At 49.2% G+C, this 22588-nt stretch carries 21 protein-coding genes, 1 tRNA gene and 1 pseudogene; 14 read left to right on the top strand and 9 right to left on the bottom strand.

The window, feature by feature from the left end; translation table 11 throughout:
- Together AB5758_RS07510 and AB5758_RS07505 are read left to right on the top strand one after the other, a co-directional pair.
- Window positions 1–302: pseudogene (locus tag AB5758_RS07510) on the top strand (hypothetical protein); the annotation flags it as partial.
- 156 nt (window positions 303–458) lie between these two features.
- The gene (locus AB5758_RS07505; protein WP_368141704.1) at window positions 459–887 is read left to right on the top strand and encodes a hypothetical protein; all 429 of its coding nucleotides are present in this window, start codon (window positions 459–461) and stop codon (window positions 885–887) included.
- A 233-nt stretch (window positions 888–1120) separates the two neighbouring features.
- Here the strand turns inward: AB5758_RS07505 and AB5758_RS07500 are convergent, their stop codons facing one another.
- A complete protein-coding gene (locus AB5758_RS07500) occupies window positions 1121–2299 on the bottom strand; it encodes an MATE family efflux transporter (RefSeq protein ID WP_368146341.1) in 1179 nt (392 codons plus the stop codon).
- Between the two features lie 66 nt (window positions 2300–2365).
- Window positions 2366–3379, bottom strand: coding sequence for a glycosyltransferase family 2 protein (locus AB5758_RS07495; RefSeq protein ID WP_368141701.1), 1014 nt, complete (start codon window positions 3377–3379; stop codon window positions 2366–2368).
- Between the two features lie 288 nt (window positions 3380–3667).
- Between AB5758_RS07495 and AB5758_RS07490 the strand changes: the two genes are divergently transcribed.
- From AB5758_RS07490 to AB5758_RS07465, 6 genes are all read left to right on the top strand, one after another.
- The gene (locus tag AB5758_RS07490) at window positions 3668–4525 is read left to right on the top strand and encodes a LicD family protein (RefSeq protein WP_368141700.1); all 858 of its coding nucleotides are present in this window, start codon (window positions 3668–3670) and stop codon (window positions 4523–4525) included.
- 46 nt (window positions 4526–4571) lie between these two features.
- Complete coding sequence (locus AB5758_RS07485; protein WP_368155468.1) at window positions 4572–5678, top strand: glycosyltransferase family 4 protein; 1107 nt, start codon at window positions 4572–4574, stop codon at window positions 5676–5678.
- 9 nt (window positions 5679–5687) lie between these two features.
- Window positions 5688–6722 (top strand): dTDP-glucose 4,6-dehydratase, encoded by a 1035-nt coding sequence (rfbB, locus tag AB5758_RS07480; RefSeq protein ID WP_368139600.1) that lies wholly within the window; start codon window positions 5688–5690, stop codon window positions 6720–6722.
- Window positions 6723–7017: 295 nt separating this feature from the next.
- Window positions 7018–7710, top strand: a complete 693-nt coding sequence (locus tag AB5758_RS07475) for a glycosyltransferase family 2 protein (RefSeq protein WP_368139599.1) — start codon at window positions 7018–7020, stop codon at window positions 7708–7710.
- A 4-nt stretch (window positions 7711–7714) separates the two neighbouring features.
- Window positions 7715–8047: a DUF2304 domain-containing protein gene (locus AB5758_RS07470; protein ID WP_368139598.1), complete on the top strand. Its 333-nt coding sequence runs from the start codon at window positions 7715–7717 to the stop codon at window positions 8045–8047.
- A 224-nt stretch (window positions 8048–8271) separates the two neighbouring features.
- Window positions 8272–10314 carry a DUF6541 family protein gene (locus AB5758_RS07465; protein ID WP_368141697.1) on the top strand — a complete coding sequence of 681 codons (2043 nt, stop codon included), beginning with the start codon at window positions 8272–8274 and terminating at the stop codon, window positions 10312–10314.
- A 33-nt stretch (window positions 10315–10347) separates the two neighbouring features.
- Here the strand turns inward: AB5758_RS07465 and AB5758_RS07460 are convergent, their stop codons facing one another.
- Complete coding sequence (locus AB5758_RS07460) at window positions 10348–11385, bottom strand: acyltransferase family protein (RefSeq protein ID WP_368139596.1); 1038 nt, start codon at window positions 11383–11385, stop codon at window positions 10348–10350.
- Window positions 11386–11610: 225 nt separating this feature from the next.
- Between AB5758_RS07460 and AB5758_RS07455 the strand changes: the two genes are divergently transcribed.
- On the top strand, window positions 11611–12726 hold the full coding sequence (locus AB5758_RS07455) for a glycosyltransferase (RefSeq protein WP_368141695.1): 1116 nt from the start codon (window positions 11611–11613) through the stop codon (window positions 12724–12726).
- 1 nt (window position 12727) lies between these two features.
- Window positions 12728–13906 carry a glycosyltransferase gene (locus AB5758_RS07450; protein ID WP_368141694.1) on the top strand — a complete coding sequence of 393 codons (1179 nt, stop codon included), beginning with the start codon at window positions 12728–12730 and terminating at the stop codon, window positions 13904–13906.
- 252 nt (window positions 13907–14158) lie between these two features.
- On the opposite strand, the gene AB5758_RS07445 is transcribed toward AB5758_RS07450, so the two are convergent.
- Window positions 14159–15124 carry an acyltransferase gene (locus AB5758_RS07445; protein ID WP_368141692.1) on the bottom strand — a complete coding sequence of 322 codons (966 nt, stop codon included), beginning with the start codon at window positions 15122–15124 and terminating at the stop codon, window positions 14159–14161.
- Window positions 15125–15130: 6 nt separating this feature from the next.
- Window positions 15131–16069, bottom strand: a complete 939-nt coding sequence (locus AB5758_RS07440; protein ID WP_368152644.1) for a glycosyltransferase family 2 protein — start codon at window positions 16067–16069, stop codon at window positions 15131–15133.
- 161 nt (window positions 16070–16230) lie between these two features.
- Between AB5758_RS07440 and AB5758_RS07435 the strand changes: the two genes are divergently transcribed.
- From AB5758_RS07435 to tagD, 4 genes are all read left to right on the top strand, one after another.
- Window positions 16231–17076 (top strand): ABC transporter permease, encoded by an 846-nt coding sequence (locus tag AB5758_RS07435; RefSeq protein WP_368142004.1) that lies wholly within the window; start codon window positions 16231–16233, stop codon window positions 17074–17076.
- Between the two features lie 11 nt (window positions 17077–17087).
- Window positions 17088–17855: an ABC transporter ATP-binding protein gene (locus tag AB5758_RS07430; protein WP_368139591.1), complete on the top strand. Its 768-nt coding sequence runs from the start codon at window positions 17088–17090 to the stop codon at window positions 17853–17855.
- 55 nt (window positions 17856–17910) lie between these two features.
- A tRNA-Arg gene (locus tag AB5758_RS07425) sits at window positions 17911–17984 on the top strand.
- On the top strand, window positions 17977–18513 hold the full coding sequence (gene tagD, locus AB5758_RS07420) for a glycerol-3-phosphate cytidylyltransferase (protein WP_368139590.1): 537 nt from the start codon (window positions 17977–17979) through the stop codon (window positions 18511–18513). Before AB5758_RS07425 ends, tagD begins: the two co-directional genes overlap by 8 nt.
- A gap of 46 nt (window positions 18514–18559) precedes the next feature.
- On the opposite strand, the gene AB5758_RS07415 is transcribed toward tagD, so the two are convergent.
- From AB5758_RS07415 to AB5758_RS07400, 4 genes are all read right to left on the bottom strand, one after another.
- Window positions 18560–19669 (bottom strand): LicD family protein, encoded by a 1110-nt coding sequence (locus AB5758_RS07415; RefSeq protein WP_368142026.1) that lies wholly within the window; start codon window positions 19667–19669, stop codon window positions 18560–18562.
- A 121-nt stretch (window positions 19670–19790) separates the two neighbouring features.
- The gene (gene glf / locus AB5758_RS07410; RefSeq protein WP_368155466.1) at window positions 19791–20915 is read right to left on the bottom strand and encodes a UDP-galactopyranose mutase; all 1125 of its coding nucleotides are present in this window, start codon (window positions 20913–20915) and stop codon (window positions 19791–19793) included.
- A gap of 152 nt (window positions 20916–21067) precedes the next feature.
- Entirely contained in the window at window positions 21068–22081 is a 1014-nt protein-coding gene (locus tag AB5758_RS07405) for a hypothetical protein (RefSeq protein WP_368155464.1), read from the bottom strand.
- Complete coding sequence (locus AB5758_RS07400; protein ID WP_117770387.1) at window positions 22081–22530, bottom strand: DUF4869 domain-containing protein; 450 nt, start codon at window positions 22528–22530, stop codon at window positions 22081–22083. The genes AB5758_RS07405 and AB5758_RS07400 overlap by 1 nt, the downstream gene beginning before the upstream one ends.
- Between the last annotated feature and the right edge of the window lie 58 nt (window positions 22531–22588).

The following is a 22588-nucleotide window of genomic DNA, read 5'->3' as shown; positions in this document are numbered from 1 at the left end:
CAGATTCTAGGACAGGGGCCGCTTGCGTTTGGCGGTCAGCCGTCGGCGCGCTTACACCAACATTTCCGACGCGATCCCCCTCCACGGGCTCGCTGGCGAGGCTCGCGGGCGCGGTCATGTGCGAGCTGGACGAGATATGGCAGGAGTCCAGGTACTTCTCGGAGGCGAGGATGAACGAGCTCTACGACGACGGTCGCACTAGGGGAATCGACGGTCCCGTCGATTGGGCGCGGCTTGAGGTGGAGGCCAGGGGGATGCTCGAGTCCGGACTCGAGCTTGCGGACAGGGTCGAGGCCGCATAGGATATCAACCGTGTTCCAGATTCCAGGACGCCGGGCCGACTCGCTTCGGATCGGGCGCTACACCAACTTTCTCGACACTAACAGAAGACCGCCGGTCGCGTCGCGGCCGCCCTGGGCGGTATCAGGGAGGCCCTCGGCGCCGACGGGACGCGCCGCGTGTTTCGCGCCGTCCTCACCGACAACGGCGCCGAGTTCTCCGACGAGGCGGCGATCGCGGCGCTGCTCGGCGAGGGGCCGGGCGAGACGAGGCTGTTCTACTGCGATCCCTGGCGCAGCGACCAGAAGGGCGCCTGCGAGCGCAACCACGTCGAGATCAGGAAGCTGCTTCACAAGGGCGCCGGAATCAGGTTCGACCGGCTCGCCCCGGCCGATCTGGCGCTGGCCATGTCGCACGTGAACTCCGAGCCCCGCGGCGCGCTCGGCTTCGCGACGCCCGCGTGCGCCTTCAAGGCGATGCCCGGGGAGGACGCGGCGGCGCTGCTGGACGCCTACGGCGTGGGGGACGTGCCGCTCGGCGACCTCGACCTGACGCCGGGGCTCATCGAGAGGGCGCGCGCAGAGAGGGGCGATGCCTTGCTGGCCTAGCCTGGAAGAAAAACGGAATAGACGGACCGACCGTCCGGCTGAGTCTGGGAAGAGGTGCCGGGCAGCGGGCGGAGCATGGCCACCGGGACCCATCGAAACACATCTCCACCGTTTCTTCAGCTGGGAAAACAGCGCCCCCGAGGCCCGGATGGGGGCTCGGGGGCGTTCGGTAAATGCAGAAGTGAGTTATCAGCTCAATATGTTCGGCTGCAATCGGAAATCAACCGATAATCTCATTCTCTCAGTTGCATTTTATGATAATCGTTAACAAAAAACGCTAGCATAAATACTAATGCCAACCCATAGGAAAGTGCACCGGTTAAACTCACTCCATTCATTCCTAATTGAGGCACAAGAATGAATGATAAGAGGATAGACATTGCAGACGCGGCAATGTTGCCGAAAAAACTTCCTCTAAAATCTCTAATTGACAGAAGCAAATCGTTAAAAAACCAGGCAAAAGCGGTGAAATACGTACAAATTAACACCATACCAAGTAAGTTTGTGTACGCAATTATCTTTGACCCGAACAAAATCGTCAGGATCGGGCGCGTAAAAACTAGCAAAAGCACCGATAAGCCAAAAGTAGCCGCGGATATATACACGACTACTTTCTTTAATAACCGAAGCCCTTTCCTTCTATCTTCATTGAATCGGGCTGCAAATTCCCCAAGCAATGGACTATATATATAGCCTGCTCCCATTTGAACAATGGTTGCCGGAGATGCTACCGAAGAATAGATTCCCAATGCCGCTGCTCCAAATGAAGCCGCCAAAGCCTGTTTTGGAATTGTCAGAACAGAGCTACTGCAAATCTGGGCAAGCACGATTGGGGTTAAGGACAACAGCACCTTAATAGATTTATTTAGATTTAATTTGAGCTTAATAAGCTCAAGTAAGCTTGCCTTCTTTTTGTCATAAAGAAATAAAACCATGATGTTTGCAATCGCTATGACTCCGACAGCAGCTTCAAGCGAATTGGTAACTGAAAGAGTAATTATGAACAAGAGAAGACTGCTGACACCCTGAATAATGTAAGAAATGCCGATGAAATCCATGCGCAGATGCTTTTGGTCAATTGCATGGAATCCTTCAATTAGGTTAACCGCCATTGAATATATCAGATAAAGCACAATAACGGGCAGTGATTGCAAGCTGCACGTTATAAGCGAATAAGCAATACCTAAAGCAAACGCTAAGGTGGTGCTTACCAAACGAAGTCCAAGGTACTCGCCAGTTTTTAATTCATTTTGGACGTCCGTTACCTGAATGGTTCGCAATCTAAACTCGGCAACTGGTTGAACAAGGCTTGAAATTGACATGGCTAATGCCAATCCGCCCGCAGCATCAAACCCATGCGAAAAACGGACGACAGCAATTGTTATTAGATAATTGCAGCAAAGTCGAATCACGGATCCAACGGAGTTCCACAACATATTCTGCTTAAGACTGAGTTTGCTTGACAATGTTTCCTAGCCTTACCGCTTGAGCCTACGTTTTTCGGTATTTAGCGCTTTTGAGAGAAGCTCACCGAGGATATTTAATCCAAATAAAGAGCAAATGATTCTTGCAAATTTAACTCGCGTCTGCGCATCATATTCCAGAATCCATAGATTTTTCCTCAGCTTCGCTATGTAATTAATTCTGTTCTGGTCGATTTTGGGCATTGAGAAAACATTTGCGACTAACAGCACGAATAAATATGCAACAAAATTATTCGCAACTATAATATTATGCGAGCTAATTGGTTGGGTCTCGATTGCAGATAGATGTTTATCGATAATGGATTCTATGGAATTCACTACATTCGCACAGTTAGCTTTACTGCTTGTGGATGATGCGGAGTTTCTTCTGTAGACGTAGTAGCTTGAATCAATCCATTTGATTGATTTGGCATAGTAAAGTAGTTTTAACGACCAATCACTGTCTTCATTATGCTTAAGGTTTACATCGAATTTTAAATTATTGGAGACAACCAGCTGCTTTTTCACGATTTTGCCACTGGCTGATGAATAATAATTATTCTCTTTCAGTAGAGAGAGGACGGCAGTTTTAAAGTCCAGTTCATTAATTGATTTGGATATAGGAACAACCGGAAGATTCAACTTGCCAACGTTTTCGATATACTCACCCATTGGCCAAGCGACGATATCAGGCTCATTATTGTTTTGTATTGTTGATTGCAATGCAGCAAAAGCATCGGAGCCTTCAATCCAATCGTCGTTGTCTATAAACATTATGTATGACCCCGATGAGAGCCTTATGCCGTCGTTGCGGGCGGCTGATGCCCCACCGTTCATAGGCCGTCTGTAATATTTGAATCGGTCATCATTTTCAGCATATTCCTTGCAAATTATTTCAGAGGAATCCGTGGAACCATCATCTATAAGAAGGGCTTCATAGTCTGTGAAAGATTGATATTTGACTGAATCAAGACAGCGGCGAAGATAATCGGCTGAATTATAAACTGGAATAATAATTGATAAATACATCTACGTCTTTCCACGGTCATTATGGTATGCGTTGCTAACAATAGTACCTAACTTTAAATTAGAGTTCACCTGCAGCATGATGCATTTTAAGGGGATATTCTTGATGCATCTTGATGCATATCTTGCATTCATTCAGAGCACAGCGGGGTAGCGGATGATTGGACGCTCTATTATGAGAGGCTTATGATTAATTTCGTTACTTGCGCTATTCTTCTCTTTCCATTCCATAATGCTGTGAAGCGGTATTAACTGCGACTTGCTACTGTAAGGTTTTATTTTGAGGTTGATATGACAGACGATAGTGCGCTGACCCAGCTTAAAGCTGTTGAACTTTCTATTCTGAATGCAGTTGGTTTTCTTTGCGATAAGTTTGGAATTAAATGGTGGCTTGACGGGGGCACTTGCCTTGGCGCCATGCGCCATAAGGGGTTTATTCCTTGGGATGATGATATTGATATCGGGATGATGCGTTCTGATTACGATCGTTTTTGCAGCATTGCTTCTACTGAATTGCCTGACGGCTATTCCTTCCATGATTCTCGTAATTCTTCTGGTTATGCGGCGATGTTCTGTAAAGTCTATAAGGATGGCACTCGCTTCGAGAACCAGGAGGGGAGAGATTCCGGATCCGCTATGGGTATCTTCGTCGATGTCTTTCCATACGACTATCTATACGAGGAGCCTGAGATTAGATCTCGTCAGCTCAAACTTGCTTTGAATGCTCAGCGCCGTTCTTACCTATATCATTCTGGGAATATCACTGTTCCTCATCGAGGCTTCCTTGGCTTTATCGAAAAAGCTGGTTGCAAGGCGCTGCATTTTATTGAGAGAGCGTTCAATAAGGACCCCCTTGAGTATCAGCGCCAGTTCAATCGCGCTATTCCTGATAGCAGTGTTGGCGCTGTTGGCAGGGAGTGTTTAACTCTTGCTTGGCCAAATATGAATCCTGTTTCGGTGGATGACATTTTTCCTCTTGCCCAAGCGGAGTTTGAGGGAGAACTCTATCCGGTTCCGAGGCTAACCGACAAGTATCTTACAACGATGTATGGGGATTGGCGTGCCATTCCCAAAGAGGAAGACCGCCATACTCATTTACCCCTTCTAATTGACTTTGGGAATGGGGAGATTTGGGAGTCCAAGAAATAGTATGAGATCTCGCTACGTTCTTTTTTCCGCACTTTATCCGCCTCATATGGGCGGCATTGAAAACTTTACCTATAACTTGGCGCACGCACTCGTTGATCGCGGCAATGAGGTGTTGGTGGTTACGAACGATACAAATGGTTTAGGTGCCGGTATTACCGATGAAGACGGGGTAGGTGTTCTTCGCCTGCCCTGTTTTCCCTTTTTTGCGGGACGTTTTCCCGTTCCTAAAATAAATGCTTTGTCACGTAATTTGTGGAAGCGCATTGAGTGTCAGCAACTCGATGGCGTGCTCGTAAATGCTCGTTTCTACATTCATTCGCTTGACGGCATTAGGTTTGCAAAGAGTCTGAGGATAACACCTGTTGTTCTTGATCACGGCTCTGCTTTTCTTTCATTTAGCAATCCGGTGATTGATCCTTTGGTCCGTACATATGAGCGCCTAATAACGGCCTTGGGCAAGCGGTTCCATCCAGACTATTATGGCGTTTCGAGCAAGAGTGTTGAGTGGCTTAGGTCTTTTGGTATTGCAGCAAAGGGAGTTATCCCCAACTCAATCGATGCTAAGTCATTCAGAGAGATGTCGTCGGGGCGAGACTTTCGTAATGAGCTTGGTGTAGGCGCTGAGTCCTTCTTGGTCTGTTTTGTAGGGCGGCTAATTCCTGAAAAAGGCATCAAGGCCATTCTTGAGGCTTCGAGAAGTCATAGGCTTGTCGAAGCTGGCGTCGTCTTTGTTCTGGCGGGTGATGGTGCATTATCAAAAGAAGTTGATGATGCTCAAGGTGAATCGCTTAGATGGGTTGGACGGCTTTCATCTTCCGACATCTCCTCACTCCTTCAGCAGTCCGATCTGCTGTGTCTCCCTACACGGTCGGAGGGCTTTGCTACAACTTTGCTAGAGGCTTCTTCGTGCGGGTGTCCTTCTGTTGTTACGGATGTGGGCGGGGCGCGAGAGCTTTTTCCAAACGAGCATTTCGGAACAATTATTAGCTCTATGGATTCCGATAATGTTGAGCAGGCCATCTATTCGCTTGTCAAAAACCCTGATAAGTTGGCTGAGCAGTCTCGTTTATGTCGACGCATGGTTGAAAATGAGAGTTCATGGGATAAGACGGCGTCTTTGGTTGAAAAAGTGCTTTCTGGAACTAATGGGTAAAACGATCGCATGTCACCATTGCTTCTCAAGAACATCATCGTCACGGGCGGCTGCGGCTTCATCGGCAGCAACTTCGTGCACTACGTGGTGGACAACCACCCGGGCGTACATGTTACCGTCCTGGACAAGCTGACCTACGCCGGCAACCCCGAGAACATCGCGGGGCTGCCCTCCGACCGCGTGGAGCTCGTCGTGGGCGACATCTGCGACGCCGGGCTGCTGGACAGGCTCGTCCCGGGCCACGACGCCATCGTGCACTACGCCGCGGAGTCCCACAACGACAACTCCATCTCGGACCCCGAGCCCTTCCTGCGCACCAACGTCGAGGGCACCTTCCGCCTGCTGGAGGCCGTGAGGAAATACGGCATCCGCTACCACCACGTCTCCACCGACGAGGTCTACGGCGACCTGGCGCTGGACGACCCCGCCAAGTTCACCGAGGAGACGCCGTACCACCCGTCCTCGCCGTACTCGAGCACCAAGGCGTCCTCCGACATGCTCGTGCGCGCATGGACCCGCACCTACGGGCTTCGCACCACGATCTCCAACTGCTCCAACAACTACGGCCCCTACCAGCACGTGGAGAAGTTCATCCCCAGGCAGATCACCAACATCATCGACGGGGTCAAGCCGAAACTCTACGGGAAGGGCGAGAACGTCCGCGACTGGATCCACAGCGAGGACCACTCCAGCGCCGTCTGGGACATCCTCACCAAGGGCCACATGGGGGAGACCTACCTCATCGGAGCCGACGGCGAGAAGAACAACATCACCGTGCTGCGCATGATCCTCGAGGCGATGGGCCGCGACCCCGAGGACTTCGACTGGGTCGCAGACCGCCCCGGACACGACCGCCGCTACGCCATCGACAGCACGAAGCTCCAGCGCGAGCTGGGCTGGAGGCCGGCCCACACCGACTTCGCCGAGGGGCTCAAGCAGACGATCGACTGGTACGTCGCCAACGAGTCCTGGTGGCGCCCGGCCAAGGAGGCCACCGAGGCGCGCTACCGAAGGCCATTCCATTCATTCTTTGTGTCAGGCTAAGACTAGGAGGGCTTGTTGGGGCTTTTACTCCAGCGTGCATCTGATTTTTACTGGCTGGATTCCGCGAGCGAGCTGTCGCACTTGTAATTCTTGCCGACAACGGCTTGGCCGCATTTTGAGTTTTATTAAGGTGCCTATGGTATCTGAAGACTGATATGGATGCTGTTAGGAGTGCAAACAGCCGTAAATTTGCTATCGTACTAAGAGTTATCATCTATCTTGTTTATCGAATGTATAAAGAATCACCTAGATGATGCCGTAAAGCATCATGTTGATATTAAAGGACGGTTCGTACGTGACGAATTTGCCAAAAGTTCTTGTTGCGATTCCTGCTTATAACGAAGAGGAATGCATAGAGGGCACTATTCTTGAACTAAAGAGAGTGGCCCCGGATTTTGACTTCGTCGTCATTAACGACGGCTCTCGAGATTGCACTCTCGAGCTTTGTACGAATTTGGGATGCAATGTTATTAATATGCTAATTAACTGCGGCTTGACGGTTGGATTTCAAACGGCAGCTTGTTATGCGCTGGAGAATGATTACGACTACATGGTTCAATTCGATGCGGATGGACAACATCGGCCTGAGTATATTTCGGAGCTTGTTTCGAAGGCTCAATTTGACAACGCTGACATAGTAATTGGTTCTCGTTTTTTGTCGATGCGTAAAGATATGTCAATGCGCATGTTTGGTTCGAGAATGATTACTTTCCTTATTAAAATGTTAACTGGTAAAAGGATTAGTGATCCTACGTCTGGATTTCGACTTTTCAACCGAGACGTTTTAAAAGAATATTCCTGCAACGATGCGCTTAATCCTGAACCCGAGTCCATTGCCTTCTTTATCAAGCAAGGTTATAAGGTATCGGAAATACAGGTATCCATGCGCGAGCGGCAGGGTGGAGAGAGCTATTTAAATCCAATTAGGTCGATTCAATACATGGTTCGAGTATTTGTCACGCTTCTTATTGTTCAATGGTTTAGGTGATTGCATGTCAACTTCCTTGCGCGTGTTTCTTGTTGCCTGCGCTGTGATTGTTTTTATTTTCGTTGTACACAACCTCAAAAGATGCAGAATGCAGGTTTTGGATTCTGTTTTTTGGCTTTTATTTAGCACGAGCTTCGTGGTGCTTGGCGTTTTCCCGGAAATTGCCTCATTTTTTTCAAACTTGTTGGGATTTATGTCTGCATCAAATCTTGTCTTTCTATATGTTTTAGCAGTCCTAGTGGTTCGTGATTTCAGAATTTCGTTACGACTGTCAAAGCAGGAAGAGCGCCTTAATTCGCTAGTTCAGGCTGTGGCGCTTGATGCAAAGAGGAAATGAAGCAGTTTGGTTTATTCGATACTATATTGAGTATCCTAACGTGTCTTAATTTTTTGCTAAGACTCTCTTGGTGTCTTGGCATCTCATTCATCCTTTTTGCTTCTCTTTATGGCTGTTTTGCTTTGTATAGCATATGATCTCTCGCATATGATCTCTCGGGCGTTGTCCATTTGAAATAGAATTAGTTTTAGAATCGTTTATTCACTTCGTTCGTGAGGTATTTCATGAGTTGGTCGATGTTATTCGGCGAGGCTTTTGTTGTCGCCGTTGTTTTGATTTTGCCAGGCATGTTGGCTTCGCGGGCATTTGGTGTTCCCTTTAAACAATCTCTTTCCTTTGGTCCTGTAATCACTGTCTTCTTTTTGGTCTTTATGGGCATCGCTCTCCGGTTTATTGGCGTTGCCGAGGGCTATTTTGCTTTATTGATTTCGTTGTTCTTTTTTGCTGCGGTCAGTGGCATGGCGTGTTTTTTTCGATTTCACGGACGACGCGCCTTTTTTGACACCGATATCCTTACTCTACTGCCATACCTGTGTGCCCTTGGCTTGTCCGTTCCTGTGACGGTTTATCTTTTTGTTCGCGGTATTGGCTTGCCAGATAACTTTCTTCAGGTATATGACAATTCGTTTCATTTGAGTGTTGTTCAGAGTATGAAGCATGCCTCTAGTTATTCGATTCTATCTATTGGGTCCTATCTCGAGGCTGGTTCCAAAGTGTTCAGCCCTAATGCAAGTGCTGGTTTTTATCCCGCCGCTTGGCATATTGTTGCCGCTTTGGTTGCGCGTGCTTTTGATATTTCTGTCATGGCGTCAATTAATCTCACTAACTTTGTGTTTGTTGCTTTCGTATTGCCTTTAGGTGTCCAGTCTTTAATTGCAGTTCTTACCAAGGGCGATGTGCAAAAGGGCATTTGCGCCGCGGTTGTTACACTTGGTGCGATTGCTTTTCCTTGGACTCTGCTTTACTGGGGCCCCGTTTACCCTAATTTCGCAGTGTTCTGTACTATTCCTGCTGTTGCCTCCGTTTTTATTTGGTTTATGCAGGGCTTTGATGAGCGTCGTTCTGTTTGTTTGGCTGATCGTCCCGTCTTGGTTGCCATGCTTTTTGGTTTGGCGTCTCTCGTGTCCTTGCAGCCGAATGCGTTATTCACGCTCGGTATTCTTTTAGTGCCTTCGATTGTTCTTTGCTTGGGGGGCCTATTTGAACGCCAGCTGCTTCGCATCCAATCGATCTCGGTTAAGTTTGCCTATTATGCGTCACGCGGCATTGTGCTTTTGGCTGTTGCTGTCATCTGGTTTTTAATGACGAAAGCAAGTTTTTTGCAGGGAGTCATCAACTTTCACTGGCCTTCATTCACTTACATCTTTGATGCTTTATGGAGGGCATTCTCGTTCTCCTTTAATGAAAGTACGCCATGTATTCTTCTTGCGTGCCTGGTCGTTCTTGGTAGCTTTTGCGCGCTGGGCAACAGGTCCTACCGAGGCTATTTCTTTGTATACCTTTTTTCGATAATGCTGTTTGTTGTCGATGCTACTCAGGAAGGCTTTATCAGACATTTTCTTACGGGCTTTTGGTATACGGACCAATATCGTGTAGCTGCGATGACCGCGCTGTTTAGCATTCCGCTTTCGACGCTTGGTCTCGACTTTATCTTGAGAAAAGTTCAGAGCGCATTTTCCGTTTCTGTTGGGATGGACCGTTCTGCCAGGTATCTCCCCCAGGCGCTCTGCATCGTCCTGATTGCCTGCGGCTTGTTTTGGCCCGAAAGTGTCAACCCGTCCATTAACAACTATTCCCCGGTCGGATTTACTAAAAGCGTGCTTAATTACATGTATAGCATCTATGATGTCGATAATAATCTGACGTCCGATGAGTTGGCGTTTCTTGGCGAGGTCAAGCAAATGGCCGGTGATGAGCTGATTATCAACAATCCCTTTGACGGCAGTGTCTACGGATATGCCGCAAACGACCTTAATCTTATGTATCGAAAGTTCAGCTCCTTTGGCAAGGGCGAGACGGCGGTCAGCAAGCAAATCCGCCATGGACTCGACCGCATTTCTTATGATTCGCTGATTGCGCGCGACGTTAAACAGTCTGGTGCTAAGTATCTTCTTGTTCTGGATTATGGCGAGAACGGTCGTGAGGGCGTAGATATGCCGGGCTATCACAAGTCTGGCTGGACGGGCATTGATTCGGTTAATGATTGCACCCCCGGCTTCTCACTTATTTTAAGCGAGAAAGATATGCGCCTCTACTCAATTGAATAGAGGCGCTGTCCTCAATGCGGGGGTATTTAGGTTTTATCGTCCCGCTTGACTCTTTTGTCTTGACTGGAAATACCATTTTGAAATCGGGCGTGGAAGCATGTATAGGATGCTCGTGAGCAGTGCAATGATAGCGAAACGGACAATCAGATATCCGATCCACGGCGTTAGTGGAAGGCTCTCGACGATTCCAGAAACGTATTGATAAGGAAACACATTCAACTCAATAAGGTGCATGCAGAAGAGCGGGAGTGTGTACTTTCCGATCCAGGCAATGGGTTTCGTGACGCTTGGAATATGCTTGCAAGCCGTTTGACATAGCTTGAGTATTACCAATGAGCCAAAAATGCCTCCGATGACATCCTGTGTCCCGTTAACGTAGGTGTTTGTTACCATGTAGAGCTTTCCAAAGCGTAGGGCTGAGTAGCCCCAGATTCCCGCCATGAATAACCAGCAGATGGGCTCAATCGAGTTCTCTTCAAGCAGGGCATGCTTTTTAATAATCTGTCCAATGTACAAAAAGAGCGTTGCACTCAAGGCCTGAAGGATACTCCAGGGAAGCCAAATGATTTGGGCCAAAACGTTGCCGCAGAAGAAGAGACCCAGAACTAAAATCGCGGGATGGCGAAATTGGTTTACGACTGCCAGGAGCATTTTGCCAAAGAACAGCGCGAAGAGATACCAAAGGGCACCAATGGCGGATACGAATGCCGGGGTTGCGGGTGTGATTCCTCCGCATCCGTAAAGACCTGCCATAAACCAGTGGCTTGCTATCTCTGCCGGGTTAGTCTTCCCCGTTAAGATTGCCCCTAAGAATGAGCATCCAATAACGCCTATACAAGTAATCAGATAAGGCATCAGAAGCGATTTGGCATTCTTTCTAACGTAGTCGGGTGTGAGTTTAGCCTCGGGCTTGCTGAAGAATCCACTGACAATAAAGAAGAGAGGCATATCAAATGAGTAGAAAGCGGAGGCAAGCCGGTCTGGTGTCCCCAGATATGTTGAGTGGCCAATGATGACACCGGCAAGTGCTATTGCTTTTGCGACATCAAACTCGGGATATCTTTTTTTCACTGAATACTCCTTATCGGGGATCGAAATTATTTGAACGTCCTTGTCCGTTCACGCCGTTAACGTGGGCATTTCCATAAATGTTTAACTGCTTGTATTGAGTTTAGCTTACGGTCTCCTTGTTTGCAGGGTGCAGTCTTTGGGGATTCGGTCTCGTTCGAGGCCATTTGTTATAATCAATTCATTTGAGTTGCATATCATATGTGTCATGCTTGCATAGGAGTCATTGTGTCGCAAAACCAGCCACTTGTATCGGTTCTCGTGCCCATCTGTAATGTCGAGAAATATCTCGACGAGTGCCTCAGCTCTCTGCAGAATCAGACACTTAAGGATATTGAAATCATTTGCATCAATGACGGCTCTACGGATTCTTCCTTGGAGATCATCAATGGATTTGCGTCTGAAGACCCCCGATTCGTTGTTATTGATAAGCCAAATTCCGGCTACGGCGACTCCATGAATCGTGGTCTTGAAATCGCCAAGGGTAAGTATATTTCTATTCTTGAGTCCGACGATTTCTTGGATGCCGATGCGCTTGAGTTTATGGTTCAGCAGGCCGAGGACAACGAGCTCGATCTTTTTAAATGCAATTTCTGGCTCTATTGGTCGTCTCGCGATAGTTCAAGGCTTAATCGTCATGACGTCTATTTTCCCGCGATGAGTCAAGAGCTGATCGGCATGGGCGTACATAAGCCCATCGATGCGCCCGACGCATTCTGGGCCAAGCCTTCCATTTGGTCTGCACTGTATCGTAAGGACTTTCTGTCTTCCAATAACATCTCGTTTCTTCCTACTCCAGGAGCGTCCTTCCAGGACACGAGCTTCACTTTTAAGGTCCTTGCCTGTGCACAGCGCGCTATGTATTCGGGAAAAGCGTTCCTGCACTATCGTCAGGATAATGAGCATTCTTCGGTGAACAATCCGGGCAAGGTGTTTTGTGTTTGCGATGAGCATCATGAGATGTCGCGCTTCCTAAATGAGGACCGCCCTGATCTCAAGCCGGCGCTTGATCCCATTCGTGCCAAAGTGAAGTTCTATAACTACGATTGGAACCTTAACAGGCTGGCGCCTGAACTTCGTCGCGATTTTATTAGCGTCTTTTCGAATGAAATGGCTGAAGAGTTGCAGGTGAATAACATTATTTGTGCCGAAGCTCCGTTTGACCGCTACGGCTTTAATCCTGGTGAGTTTGCTCGTGTAAAGGATTTTGCCGAGAACGCTGATCTTCTTAAGGTCCAGTATTCGCTTACGGGCTCCGGTAAGCTCAATACGATTTGCGAATATTTTGCAGCTGGCGGCTTCTCTATGGTAGCTCGTATGATGAAGAGAAAGCTCCGCCGTTAATATGTCTGATTTATATTGTCCGTTGCTGTCAATCGTTGTCCCTGTTTATAACGTCGGTGGCTATCTGCTGGATACCCTCGATTCGATTGCGGTTCAGTCATACAACAATATCGAGGTCATTTGTGTTGATGACGGATCTACTGATGGTTCGAGCGAGCTGCTCGACCTGTATGCTTCTCGCGATTCCCGATTCGTCATCTATCATGAAATAAACCGAGGGGTTTCTGCTGCTAGAAATTATGGTATCGATAAGGCGCACGGTGAGATTATCCTCTTTGTGGATGCCGACGATCTGCTAAAGCCCAGCGCCTGTGAGGTCATTTGCAAGGCGTTTGATGATGAGCAACTGGTCGATATCCTTAAGTTTTCTGCTGATCCCTTCCCGGCTGAGCTCGCCAATCCGTGGCTTACATCGACCTTAACATTGGACGATGAAGTCTATTCCGGCTACAGCGATAAGCTTGTCTTTTATGCTAAGACTAGGCCTTTTCCGTGGAATGGAGCTTATCGTCTTTCTTTCTTGCGCGATCATGGGCTCTATTTTCCTGTTGGTCTGACCCTTGGCGAGGACCAGGTGTTTTCCTTTGCCACGCTAGGAAGATCTTCTCGCACAAAGCTGCTTTCTGACTCGTTGTATGACTACCGTCTGTCCCGCAAGGATTCGGCAATGTGTTTGATGGCACAAGATGAGAAGCTGCGCCTTCAGAAGCATCTGCAGGTTGTTGATTGCATCATGGCGGATTGGGATAAGCAGGGGAGATTCGAAGGCGAGTCGGGCCGCTCTATGTTGCTTTTTGTTGCGGATTTCCTCGTGTTCGATCTGCTTAATATCAAGAATCAGACAGATCGAGAGGAATTGCTGCAAGGGTTGCAGCGCGTACTTTCGAAGTATTTGTCGATTGATGATATTGGACAGTTGCTGGCGAGCGATAGAATCCTAAAGTTCTATCAACAGCTACTTGCCCAAGACGGTCCTGTTTCGTTTGGTGCATCCAGTGTATATTCATTTGTCGCTCAACTAAAGGGATATAAGGCGGCGGTGTTTATGCTGATCGATCGAGCTAAATCTTTTCTTCTTACCGCCTGCGGCGTTTCGTCCACGGAGGACATGAAGGATGGCTTATTTGAGGATGCGCCTTCTATCTCCGAGGCGATTGAGGCGCTTAAATCTCGCTCATAATTCGTTTTATGGTAATGGTGCTGTTCGCGAATTGCGGCTATTGAAGCTCTAAAGGAGGGTGGTCGGGATGTTACTCCCAACCACCCTTTTATCATGTAAGTTGCTATGAAACTCTGTTCACTGTTAAACGGCCTAGCATGCGGTATTCTGACGATACTGTTTAAGCTTTACCTGGATGGGCCCAATGATGAAGGGGTCCACGACCGATGCCACCGCTAGCGCCAGTCCGTAGGCCAGCGCTGTCGCCAATATCTATGTGGCTATCCTAAGTGGCCATGAAAGCGTCGAATATCCGCCATCTAGTACGCCGTTATAGATAACAGATGTGGCAAGCTCAATCGTTGCGTATTGCAAGAGATAAATTGAATAGGATCTTTTTGCAGTCCACTCAATGATGTTCGAGAACGTTTGCGAGTGTAGCTTGATGCCATTAAACGCAACAAATATTGCAACGGTCACGATTACCCAGTTAAAACTCGGATCGGACCTTTCGAAACCAAAATATGCGCTCACAATATCGAAGATGAAAAAAAGAATACCTATTGACTTAATAAACCTAGTTTCCCGCCTGTCTAATAATGGCGTTACACGCTTAACGAAATACCCCAAGCAAAAGAACGTGAAATACGTTCCCCCAAGCAGCGATCGCGGTATGATACGCTGAAACGTGCTTACGGCTGCTGCAAGGGTTATATGCTGAGAGTTTATGAGCAAAGAGTTTGCTGCGCATGATAGTCCGCCCCATGCGTAGATTCCTAAGGTTACGAACAGGGCAATTTTGCAGGTACGGTCATCAAGTGCTTCGAACATTTTTGCCAATACTGGCGCAATAATAATATATGGAATGAGCGCTGGAACAAACCACCAGCCACCTTGGACAAGGCTACTGGTGTATCGGATGTAGTTGGTATCCTGAAGTGAGCCAGTCACTACTTTATAGGTGTACAGAAGCCCAGCATACACAAAGATGGGTAGCAGCAACGACAGGGCTTTTCCAAAGAGATAGTCCTTGTAGCTTTTCTTTAGAGGTTTCAGTGCGAAATAGCCCGACAGGCAGAAGAATATCGGGTCGCAAATAATGGCGCCTGTGCCTACTATCACGCCAGCGTTAATGCCGCGAAAACTGCCCAGTTGCGGTGCGATGTGAACAACAACAACTAAAAACATTGAGAGGGCTCTTAGAAGATCCCAGTTTGTAAGGCGCTTATTAGTGTTCATTGAAGCCTACTCACCTATTGAATTGCGCGTTTTGTATACCTGAAGCTCCCATTGTTTCTTTTCGACCTTGGCGACCGAGTCGAGGATGAAGCCCGTTGCCAGGCTGAGGCCGCACAGGAACATGAAACACGCGGCGAGCATGGCAGTTGGGAAGCGGGGAACCAGCCCGGTGTGGAAATACTCTACGATGATGGGGATGCCGAGCGCGAGGCCGATGGCGGCGAAGATCAGGGCGATGAGGCTGAAGAATTTGAGCGGTCGGTAGTCCTTGAAGAGCGTGCCGATCATGGCGATGACCTTGATGCCGTCGCCGACCGTGTCGAGCTTGGACACTGAACCAGCGGGGCGGTCCCGGTACTCCACCGGGACATCCTTAATTCGCCAACGGTGATCGACGGCGTGGATGGAGAGCTCGGTCTCGTTCTGGAAGCCCTCGCTCAGGACGGGGAACGTCTTGACGAACGGCTGACCCATGGCGCGGTACCCCGTCATGACGTCTTCGAAGCTGTAACCGTAGATCCACTTGATCATGGCGCGGACCAGGTTGTTCCCGAAACCGTGGAAGGCGCGCTTGTTTTCCTCGGTGTAAGTGCCGTTGGAGAGGCGGTCGCCCACGGTCATATCCGCCTCTCCCGCAAGGATAGGGTCGCAGAGCGCTCGGGCTGCCTCGGCGGGATACGTGTCGTCGCCGTCGACCATGAGGTAACAGCCTGCGTCGATGTCGCGGAACATCTGACGGCACACGTTGCCCTTTCCCTGGCGCGGTTCGAGTCGCACCGTGGCGCCGTGCTCCAAGGCAATCTGGGACGTCCCATCGGTTGAGTTGTTGTCGTAGACGTAGACCGTGGCTCCGGGGAGTTCGCGGTGGAAATCGTCTATGACTTTACCTATGGTGACGGCCTCGTTATAGCAGGGAATGATAACCGCTGTGTTTGTATAGTCCAAGATGAATGCCCCCATAACTTATTACGGGTTGTTAGTATACCTGTCGCCAGATGCCTGTATTTGATATGGGGTACTTTTCCAGATTTGCATCGCTGGGTTAGTTGCCGTCTTTGAAGGCTATACTTTCCACTGTTATGAATTACGAGACAAGGAGATGGTCCGTGACTGACAGCGTAGATAGTCAGAAAGCGGTGGCTAAGCCGGCCTCTCACGCTAAAAATGATTTCGAAAAAGACAAATACATCCTGAGGCAGCTTGTCACTAAGGATTTTAAGATTAAGTATCGTCGCAGCGTTTTGGGTGTTGCGTGGTCGGTACTCAATCCACTTCTTATGATGGTCGTCATGTCCATTGTGTTCTCGACCATTTTTGGTCAGAGCCGCAATGGTTCCATAACGCCCGAGATGTATCCGCTGTACCTGATTGTCGGCAACATTACGTTCTCGGTTATGTCCGAGTCGACGAACCAGGCACTCATGTCCATCATCGCGGCGTCGTCCTTGCTTAAAAAGGTTAAGGTTCACCGCTGGGTGTTCCCGGTTCAGAAGGTGCTGTTCTCGCTCGTTAACTTTGCCTTCTCTCTGGTTGCCGTCGCGCTGGTTATGCTGTGGTTCCATGTTCTTCCTACCTGGCATTTAATCTTGCTGCCGGTTTGCCTGTTTTTGCTTATGTGCTTTTGCATGGGCTTGGGCATGATGCTCTCGGCGCTTGCCGTATTTTTCCGTGATGTTATGCACCTGTGGACCGTCGTTATCACCGCGTGGATGTATCTGACGCCTATTTTCTGGACCACCGATTACATTAGCCAGATGGCCCATTGGATTCAGGTGTTGGTTGTTGTGAATCCCATGTACAACTACCTGCAGTTCATGCGCGATATATTCTTGTTTAACACGATGCCTTCCATGTTAACGCTAGGATTTTGCGTGTTCTGGGCCGTTTTCGCTTTAGTTGTTGGTTACGCCGTGTTCCATAAGACCGAGCACAAGTTTATTCTCTATATTTAAGGAGCGCTGTTATGTCTGCGACTACGGTTGATTACAGCAAGCAGCCTCTTGCTGTTGAGGTTAAAGACGTCACTATGATCTTCAATATGGCGTCTGAGTCTTTGACGAACCTCAAGGAATACTTTATTAAGCTTGCAAAGCACGAGCTCTTCTTTGAAGAGTTCCGCGCGCTTAAGCACATCTCCTTTAATGTTCATCGTGGCGAGGTTGTCGGTCTGGTTGGTACCAACGGTTCCGGCAAGTCTACGATGCTTAAGATTATTGCTGGCGTTCTGGAGCCCAGTGAGGGCGAGGTTAAGGTTCACGGCAACATCGCCCCGCTCATCGAGCTGGGCGCCGGCTTTGATCCCGAGCTTACAGCACGCGAGAATATCTACCTTAACGGCGCTCTGCTTGGTTATACCAAGGAGTTTATTGACGCGAGCTTCGATGACATCATCGAGTTCGCCGAGCTTAAAGACTTTGTCGACATGCCGCTCAAGAACTTCTCTTCGGGCATGGTTGCTCGTATTGCCTTTGCTATCGCTACTATTACCGAGCCCGATATCCTTATTGTTGATGAGACGCTTTCTGTTGGCGACGTGTTCTTCCAGCAGAAATGCGAGCGTCGTATTCAGCATTTTATTGAGAGCGGTGATGTAACTGTGTTGTTTGTTTCTCACTCCATGGAGCAGGTTGAACGCATTTGCCAGCGTGCGGTTTGGATCGAGAAAGGCGACCTGCGCATGGATGGTCCCGTCGATGAGGTGTGCAAGGCATACCACGACCAGTTTAAGTAGGTTATAATTTGTTTTACTGTGTAGACACGCTATTGGCGTGCTTGCATGGCTTTATGCTCCATTAGCTCAGTCGGATAGAGCAGGGGACTTCTAATCCCAAGGTCGACGGTTCGAATCCGCCATGGAGCACCTGTATTTATCGAGCCGTCAAACCGACGGCTCTTCTTTTATGGAGTTGCTGATGGGCACATTTTCGTCTGTTCGTATTGAGGCAAATTCCGATCTTCTTGAGACCGGTTTATCTGGTGCAGACGATCACCATTCCTTAAAACGAGTACTTACGTACGGAACGTTTGATCTGCTTCATTATGGCCACATTCGCCTTCTTCAACAGGCATCTAAGCTCGGCGACTATCTTATCGTTGGGCTCTCAACTGATGAATTCAATGCTCTAAAAGGGAAAAAGAGCTTCTATTCCTATGATGTACGACGTGAGATGCTCGAAGCGCTGCGTTATGTTGACTTAGTAATTCCAGAAGACAATTGGGATCAAAAGCCTCGGGATATAAAGATGTATCACGCTGATGTTGTGTGCATGGGAGGCGATTGGGCTGGCGACCCTCGCTTTGAATCATTGAAAGATATTTGCGATGTTGTCTACTTGAATCGAACTCCTGGAATTTCAACTACTGAGGTAAAGGGCAAGCTTGCTCAATAAAATCGCCCCGTGTATTGCATGGTAAACACGGGGCGATTTTTTACCATTAATCAAGCAGGCGTTTCATGGCAAGATTTGAGGACCCATTTTCCAGCTCGTTATGATTGACGTGTTGGAAGTGGCTGTTAATGTCATTTGGAAGCTCGTAGATATCTCCATAGCGGCTCCAGAGGAATAAATCGGGGTTATTCGGCTCCTCGAGCTGGGTTCCCTCAAACGCTATGGCTTTAGTGGGGAAGAGATCTGCAATGGGGTAGACCCATTGTTTCTGCTTTCCATCATCAAGGTTATCGATAGCCCATATGATGCCCTTGGCGTGCTCCTTTTCGCATATGATTCGGGCCGCTTTGGACTTTTCGAGGCATCGGTCGTAATGCTTCTGAATCAGGCTATTGTTCTCGCCTGAGTAATAAGGCTCGTCATTCCAGAATGCCAGTGCTCTGTCGGACTCCATTTCTTCGACCATTTGAACACGGAGTTTTCGCTGTTCTTCGGCGAATTTGTTGTCAGTTGACGTGGCCCAGTCATAAATAAACAAATCCAGAAAACAGGGTATATTTTCATCATTATAAAGAAATCTAACTTGTCGACAGTGGGCAAAACGGTCGTAAGCAATTGAAATTCTATAGCGGTTGTCATCTTCAACGATGTTGTATAGCTTATTTAAATCATCGCGCATGATTCCAAGGTCGGTATCATCGTCCCAGGGAATGAATCCTTGATGTCTAATGGCTCCGATAAGTGTTCCGAAATTAATCCAATAATTGATGTCGTTCTCTTTGCAGAGAGTGTTGAATTCCTCCAACAGTTTTCCGCATCCAAGCTGCAAAAGTCTTAATCCGCCAGTTGCCTTGGGGAGATCTTTAAAGAAACGCTCCTTTGCCTCTTGGATAGTTTCTTCCGGTCGCTTATATTCTTCCCACGCAAAAATTATCATATGCTCGTCATGGGCATCGAGGTTCTGTGCAATCGACTCAATAATTGGAATTGCCATATTGTCGAACTTGTAGTTGATGTTCATGTTGATGCCGCTGTCGGCGACTTCAATGCGATGATAAATTCTATCTAGCTCTTCTCGCAGCCTATTAATGTCGTCATGCATAGCGTGAAGCGATCTGGATGATGCTGGCAAAAATTGTTTGATAATGTTGAGCATTGGATACTCCTTTCAATGGAATTATCTTTTTGAACAATCCGAGCGATGATTTGCTAGTAAAGTCGTAACATCTTCGCCAGTCTATAGAGTCATTTAGTAGTGACTTGGGGTCTCTTGTCCTTTACGCCTCCGTCGGCTCCGCGCCCAGCTCGTTGCGGACGAGCTCGAAGGCGGCGGCGATGGCCTTGTCCATGTCGTAGTACTTGTAGCCGCCCAGGCGACCGGCGAAGACCACGTCGCCCTCCTGCGCCGCCAGCTCCTCGTACTGCCTGTACAGGGCCTCGTTCCTGGCGTCGTTGATGGGGTAGTAGGGCTCGTCGCCGGGCTTCCAGTCCGCCGGGTACTCGCGCGTGATGACGGTCTTGTCCTGCGTGCCGAACTCGAAGTGCTTGTGCTCGATGATGCGGGTATAGGGGACCTCTCGCTCTGTGTAGTTGACCACGGCCACGCCCTGGTGGTCGGCCTCGTCGAGCGTCTCGGTCTCGAAGCGCAGGCTGCGGTACTCGAGCGTGCCCAGCTTAAAGTCGTAGAACGCGTCGATGGGGCCGCAGTAGATCGTCCTGGCGGCGATATCTGGCTCGGCGGCGATTAGCTCCTTGTACTCCACGCCGCAGCGCACCTCGACGCCCTCGAGCATGTTGGCGACCATCTTGGTGTAGCCGCCCATGGGGATGCCCTGGTAGCGGTCGTTGAAGTAGTTGTTGTCGTAGGTGAAGCGGCAGGGGAGGCGCTTGATGATGCTGGCGGGCAGGTCCTTGCAGTCGCGGCCCCACTGCTTCTCGGTGTAACCCTTCACAAGCGTCTCGAAGATGTCACGGCCGACGAGCGACAGCGCCTGCTCCTCGAGGTTTGCCGGCTCGCCGATGTTCTCGGCGGCCACCTGCTCGGCGATCTTGGCCTTGGCGTCGGCAGGCGTGACGACGCCCGGCCACATCTTGGCGAAGGTGTTCATGTTGAAGGGCATGTTGTACATGCTGCCGCGGAAGTTGGCTACCGGCGAGTTGACGTAGTTGTTGAACTCGGCGAAGCGGTTGACGTAGTCCCAGACGTCCTTCATGGAGGTGTGGAAGATATGCGCGCCGTAGCGGTGGACCTGGATGCCCTCGACGTCCTCGGTGTAGACGTTGCCGGCGATGTGGTCGCGGCGGTCGATGACCAGGACCGACTTGCCGGCGCGCCTGGCGGCGTTGGCGAAGACGGCGCCCGAGAGGCCGGCGCCGACGACGAGGTAATCGTACTGGGACATGGATGTGCTCCTTTGTATGCAATCAAACAGTTACTTAAGATTTGGGACAAATAAACCTGATAATTCTGTTCCAAGGATTAGTGTAGCAGGCGCGTTGTAGGCTTTCTTTCAGCAGCTTCAGCTCATGTGCATAGCCCCGGTTTCTAGATGATTTAAAGAATCTGCTGATTCGTCCTCAAACACTCCGGTAAGACTTTCGATACGGCATTCATTGCCTGCGGCTTTAGGTACTGCTCGTTGAGCTTCGCCTTTCTGTAGGCGTAGCGAGTGCATGTCGAGTACTTGATCAATACGTCGGTGAAGAATCGCTCCCAGCTTAGGTAGTCTCGGCTTTCGATATAGCTCGAAGGATCCTTGAGGATTTTTGGAATGTCGTTACTGGGGATGAGGCCAGATTGCAGAAGTGTCCACTCAAATGATTCCGGGAGGAACAAGCGAACGTTCTTGTAAACGCGCTGTCCGAGCACCTTTTCGATGTAGGGACCAAACGCTGCGCCGTCTCCAATGGCAAGAACGTTTTGCTCGGGGCATTCGTGAATTGTCCGCTTTAGATTTGCTACGCCGGTGGCGGTATAGCAGGGGATCCTGAGCCGGTTGCAAAGAGCGTCGTAGAATTGATAGCCAGATTTGCTATCCTCGACAACTACGGCGTCGGGTACCTCGAATCCAACATTTAGATCCTGATACAGCATACTTGCCGTGTGGTCATATAGCGGCTTGGTCACCGAGTAGAAGCGCCTGTCGCTCTTGCGGCCATTGATTGTTTTACTTGTCGTGTTGACTAGCTTCAGGATCTCATCAACGCTGTAGGGGAGCTCGTTGGCATCGCGACGAGATATCAGAACATAATAGTTGGACGAGCCGTTGACGGCTTTGGCGAAGTCCTTTGAGTAGATAAACTCGTTGCCCTCATCTAGAAAGACGATTGAATCTTCGATGATCGACAGCTCGCGTTCCCAGCGTCTGCCGGAAAGCGTTTCGCAAGGCACGTCGCAGCTGAGTGTAACGCCGCTTTCCGGTCCTCGGTCGTTGTGGTCGCGAATCATCGAGATGAGCGTCGTTTTGCCCGTGCCGCTGTTGCCGCGGATGAAGGAAATATTGCGTTTAAAGGTGAGCGTGTATTTGACTTTTGCGCGCTCCACGACAACGGTGTGTGATCCTTTCATTACTCATCAACATCCAGAAAATCATTGGTGGCACCGACGAACTCCTGCATGTTCCTGACGATGCGGCCGTCGTTATTGATGCGAATCTCAAAACGCTTCCAGGGAAATTTCATGATGTGGTAAAGGGTCACCAGCACATCCTGCTCTTTGCCAATTTTGAGCAGCCAGCGGGCGCAGTTATCTCCGCAAGTGGATGCATTGAACACCATGTTTGGTAGATTGCGCACCAGCAGCAGCGTCTTAACGCCGCCGGACAGTTCGAGTGGGGTGATCGAGCCCAGCTGCTTGCTTACGATGTTGTGGGGGCCGATGAGCTCTGATCCGTCCACGCTTTTAATGATCTGTGCGGCCATAGGGTCTTCGAACCATGAGTCCAAGTATGAGTTCCTAAAGTAGGTCTCGGTATCGTAGATGGAACCGGGGTAATCTCCCAGATGGATGCTTAGCATGCGAGTCTCCAGACGTTGTGTGGCTGCAACGATTATATGCCAGTAATAAAGTGCCGCC

Source organism: Collinsella aerofaciens, from assembly GCF_040926405.1.
Classification (GTDB): Bacteria; Actinomycetota; Coriobacteriia; order Coriobacteriales; family Coriobacteriaceae; genus Collinsella.
This window is presented reverse-complemented; position numbering and strand designations above follow the sequence as displayed.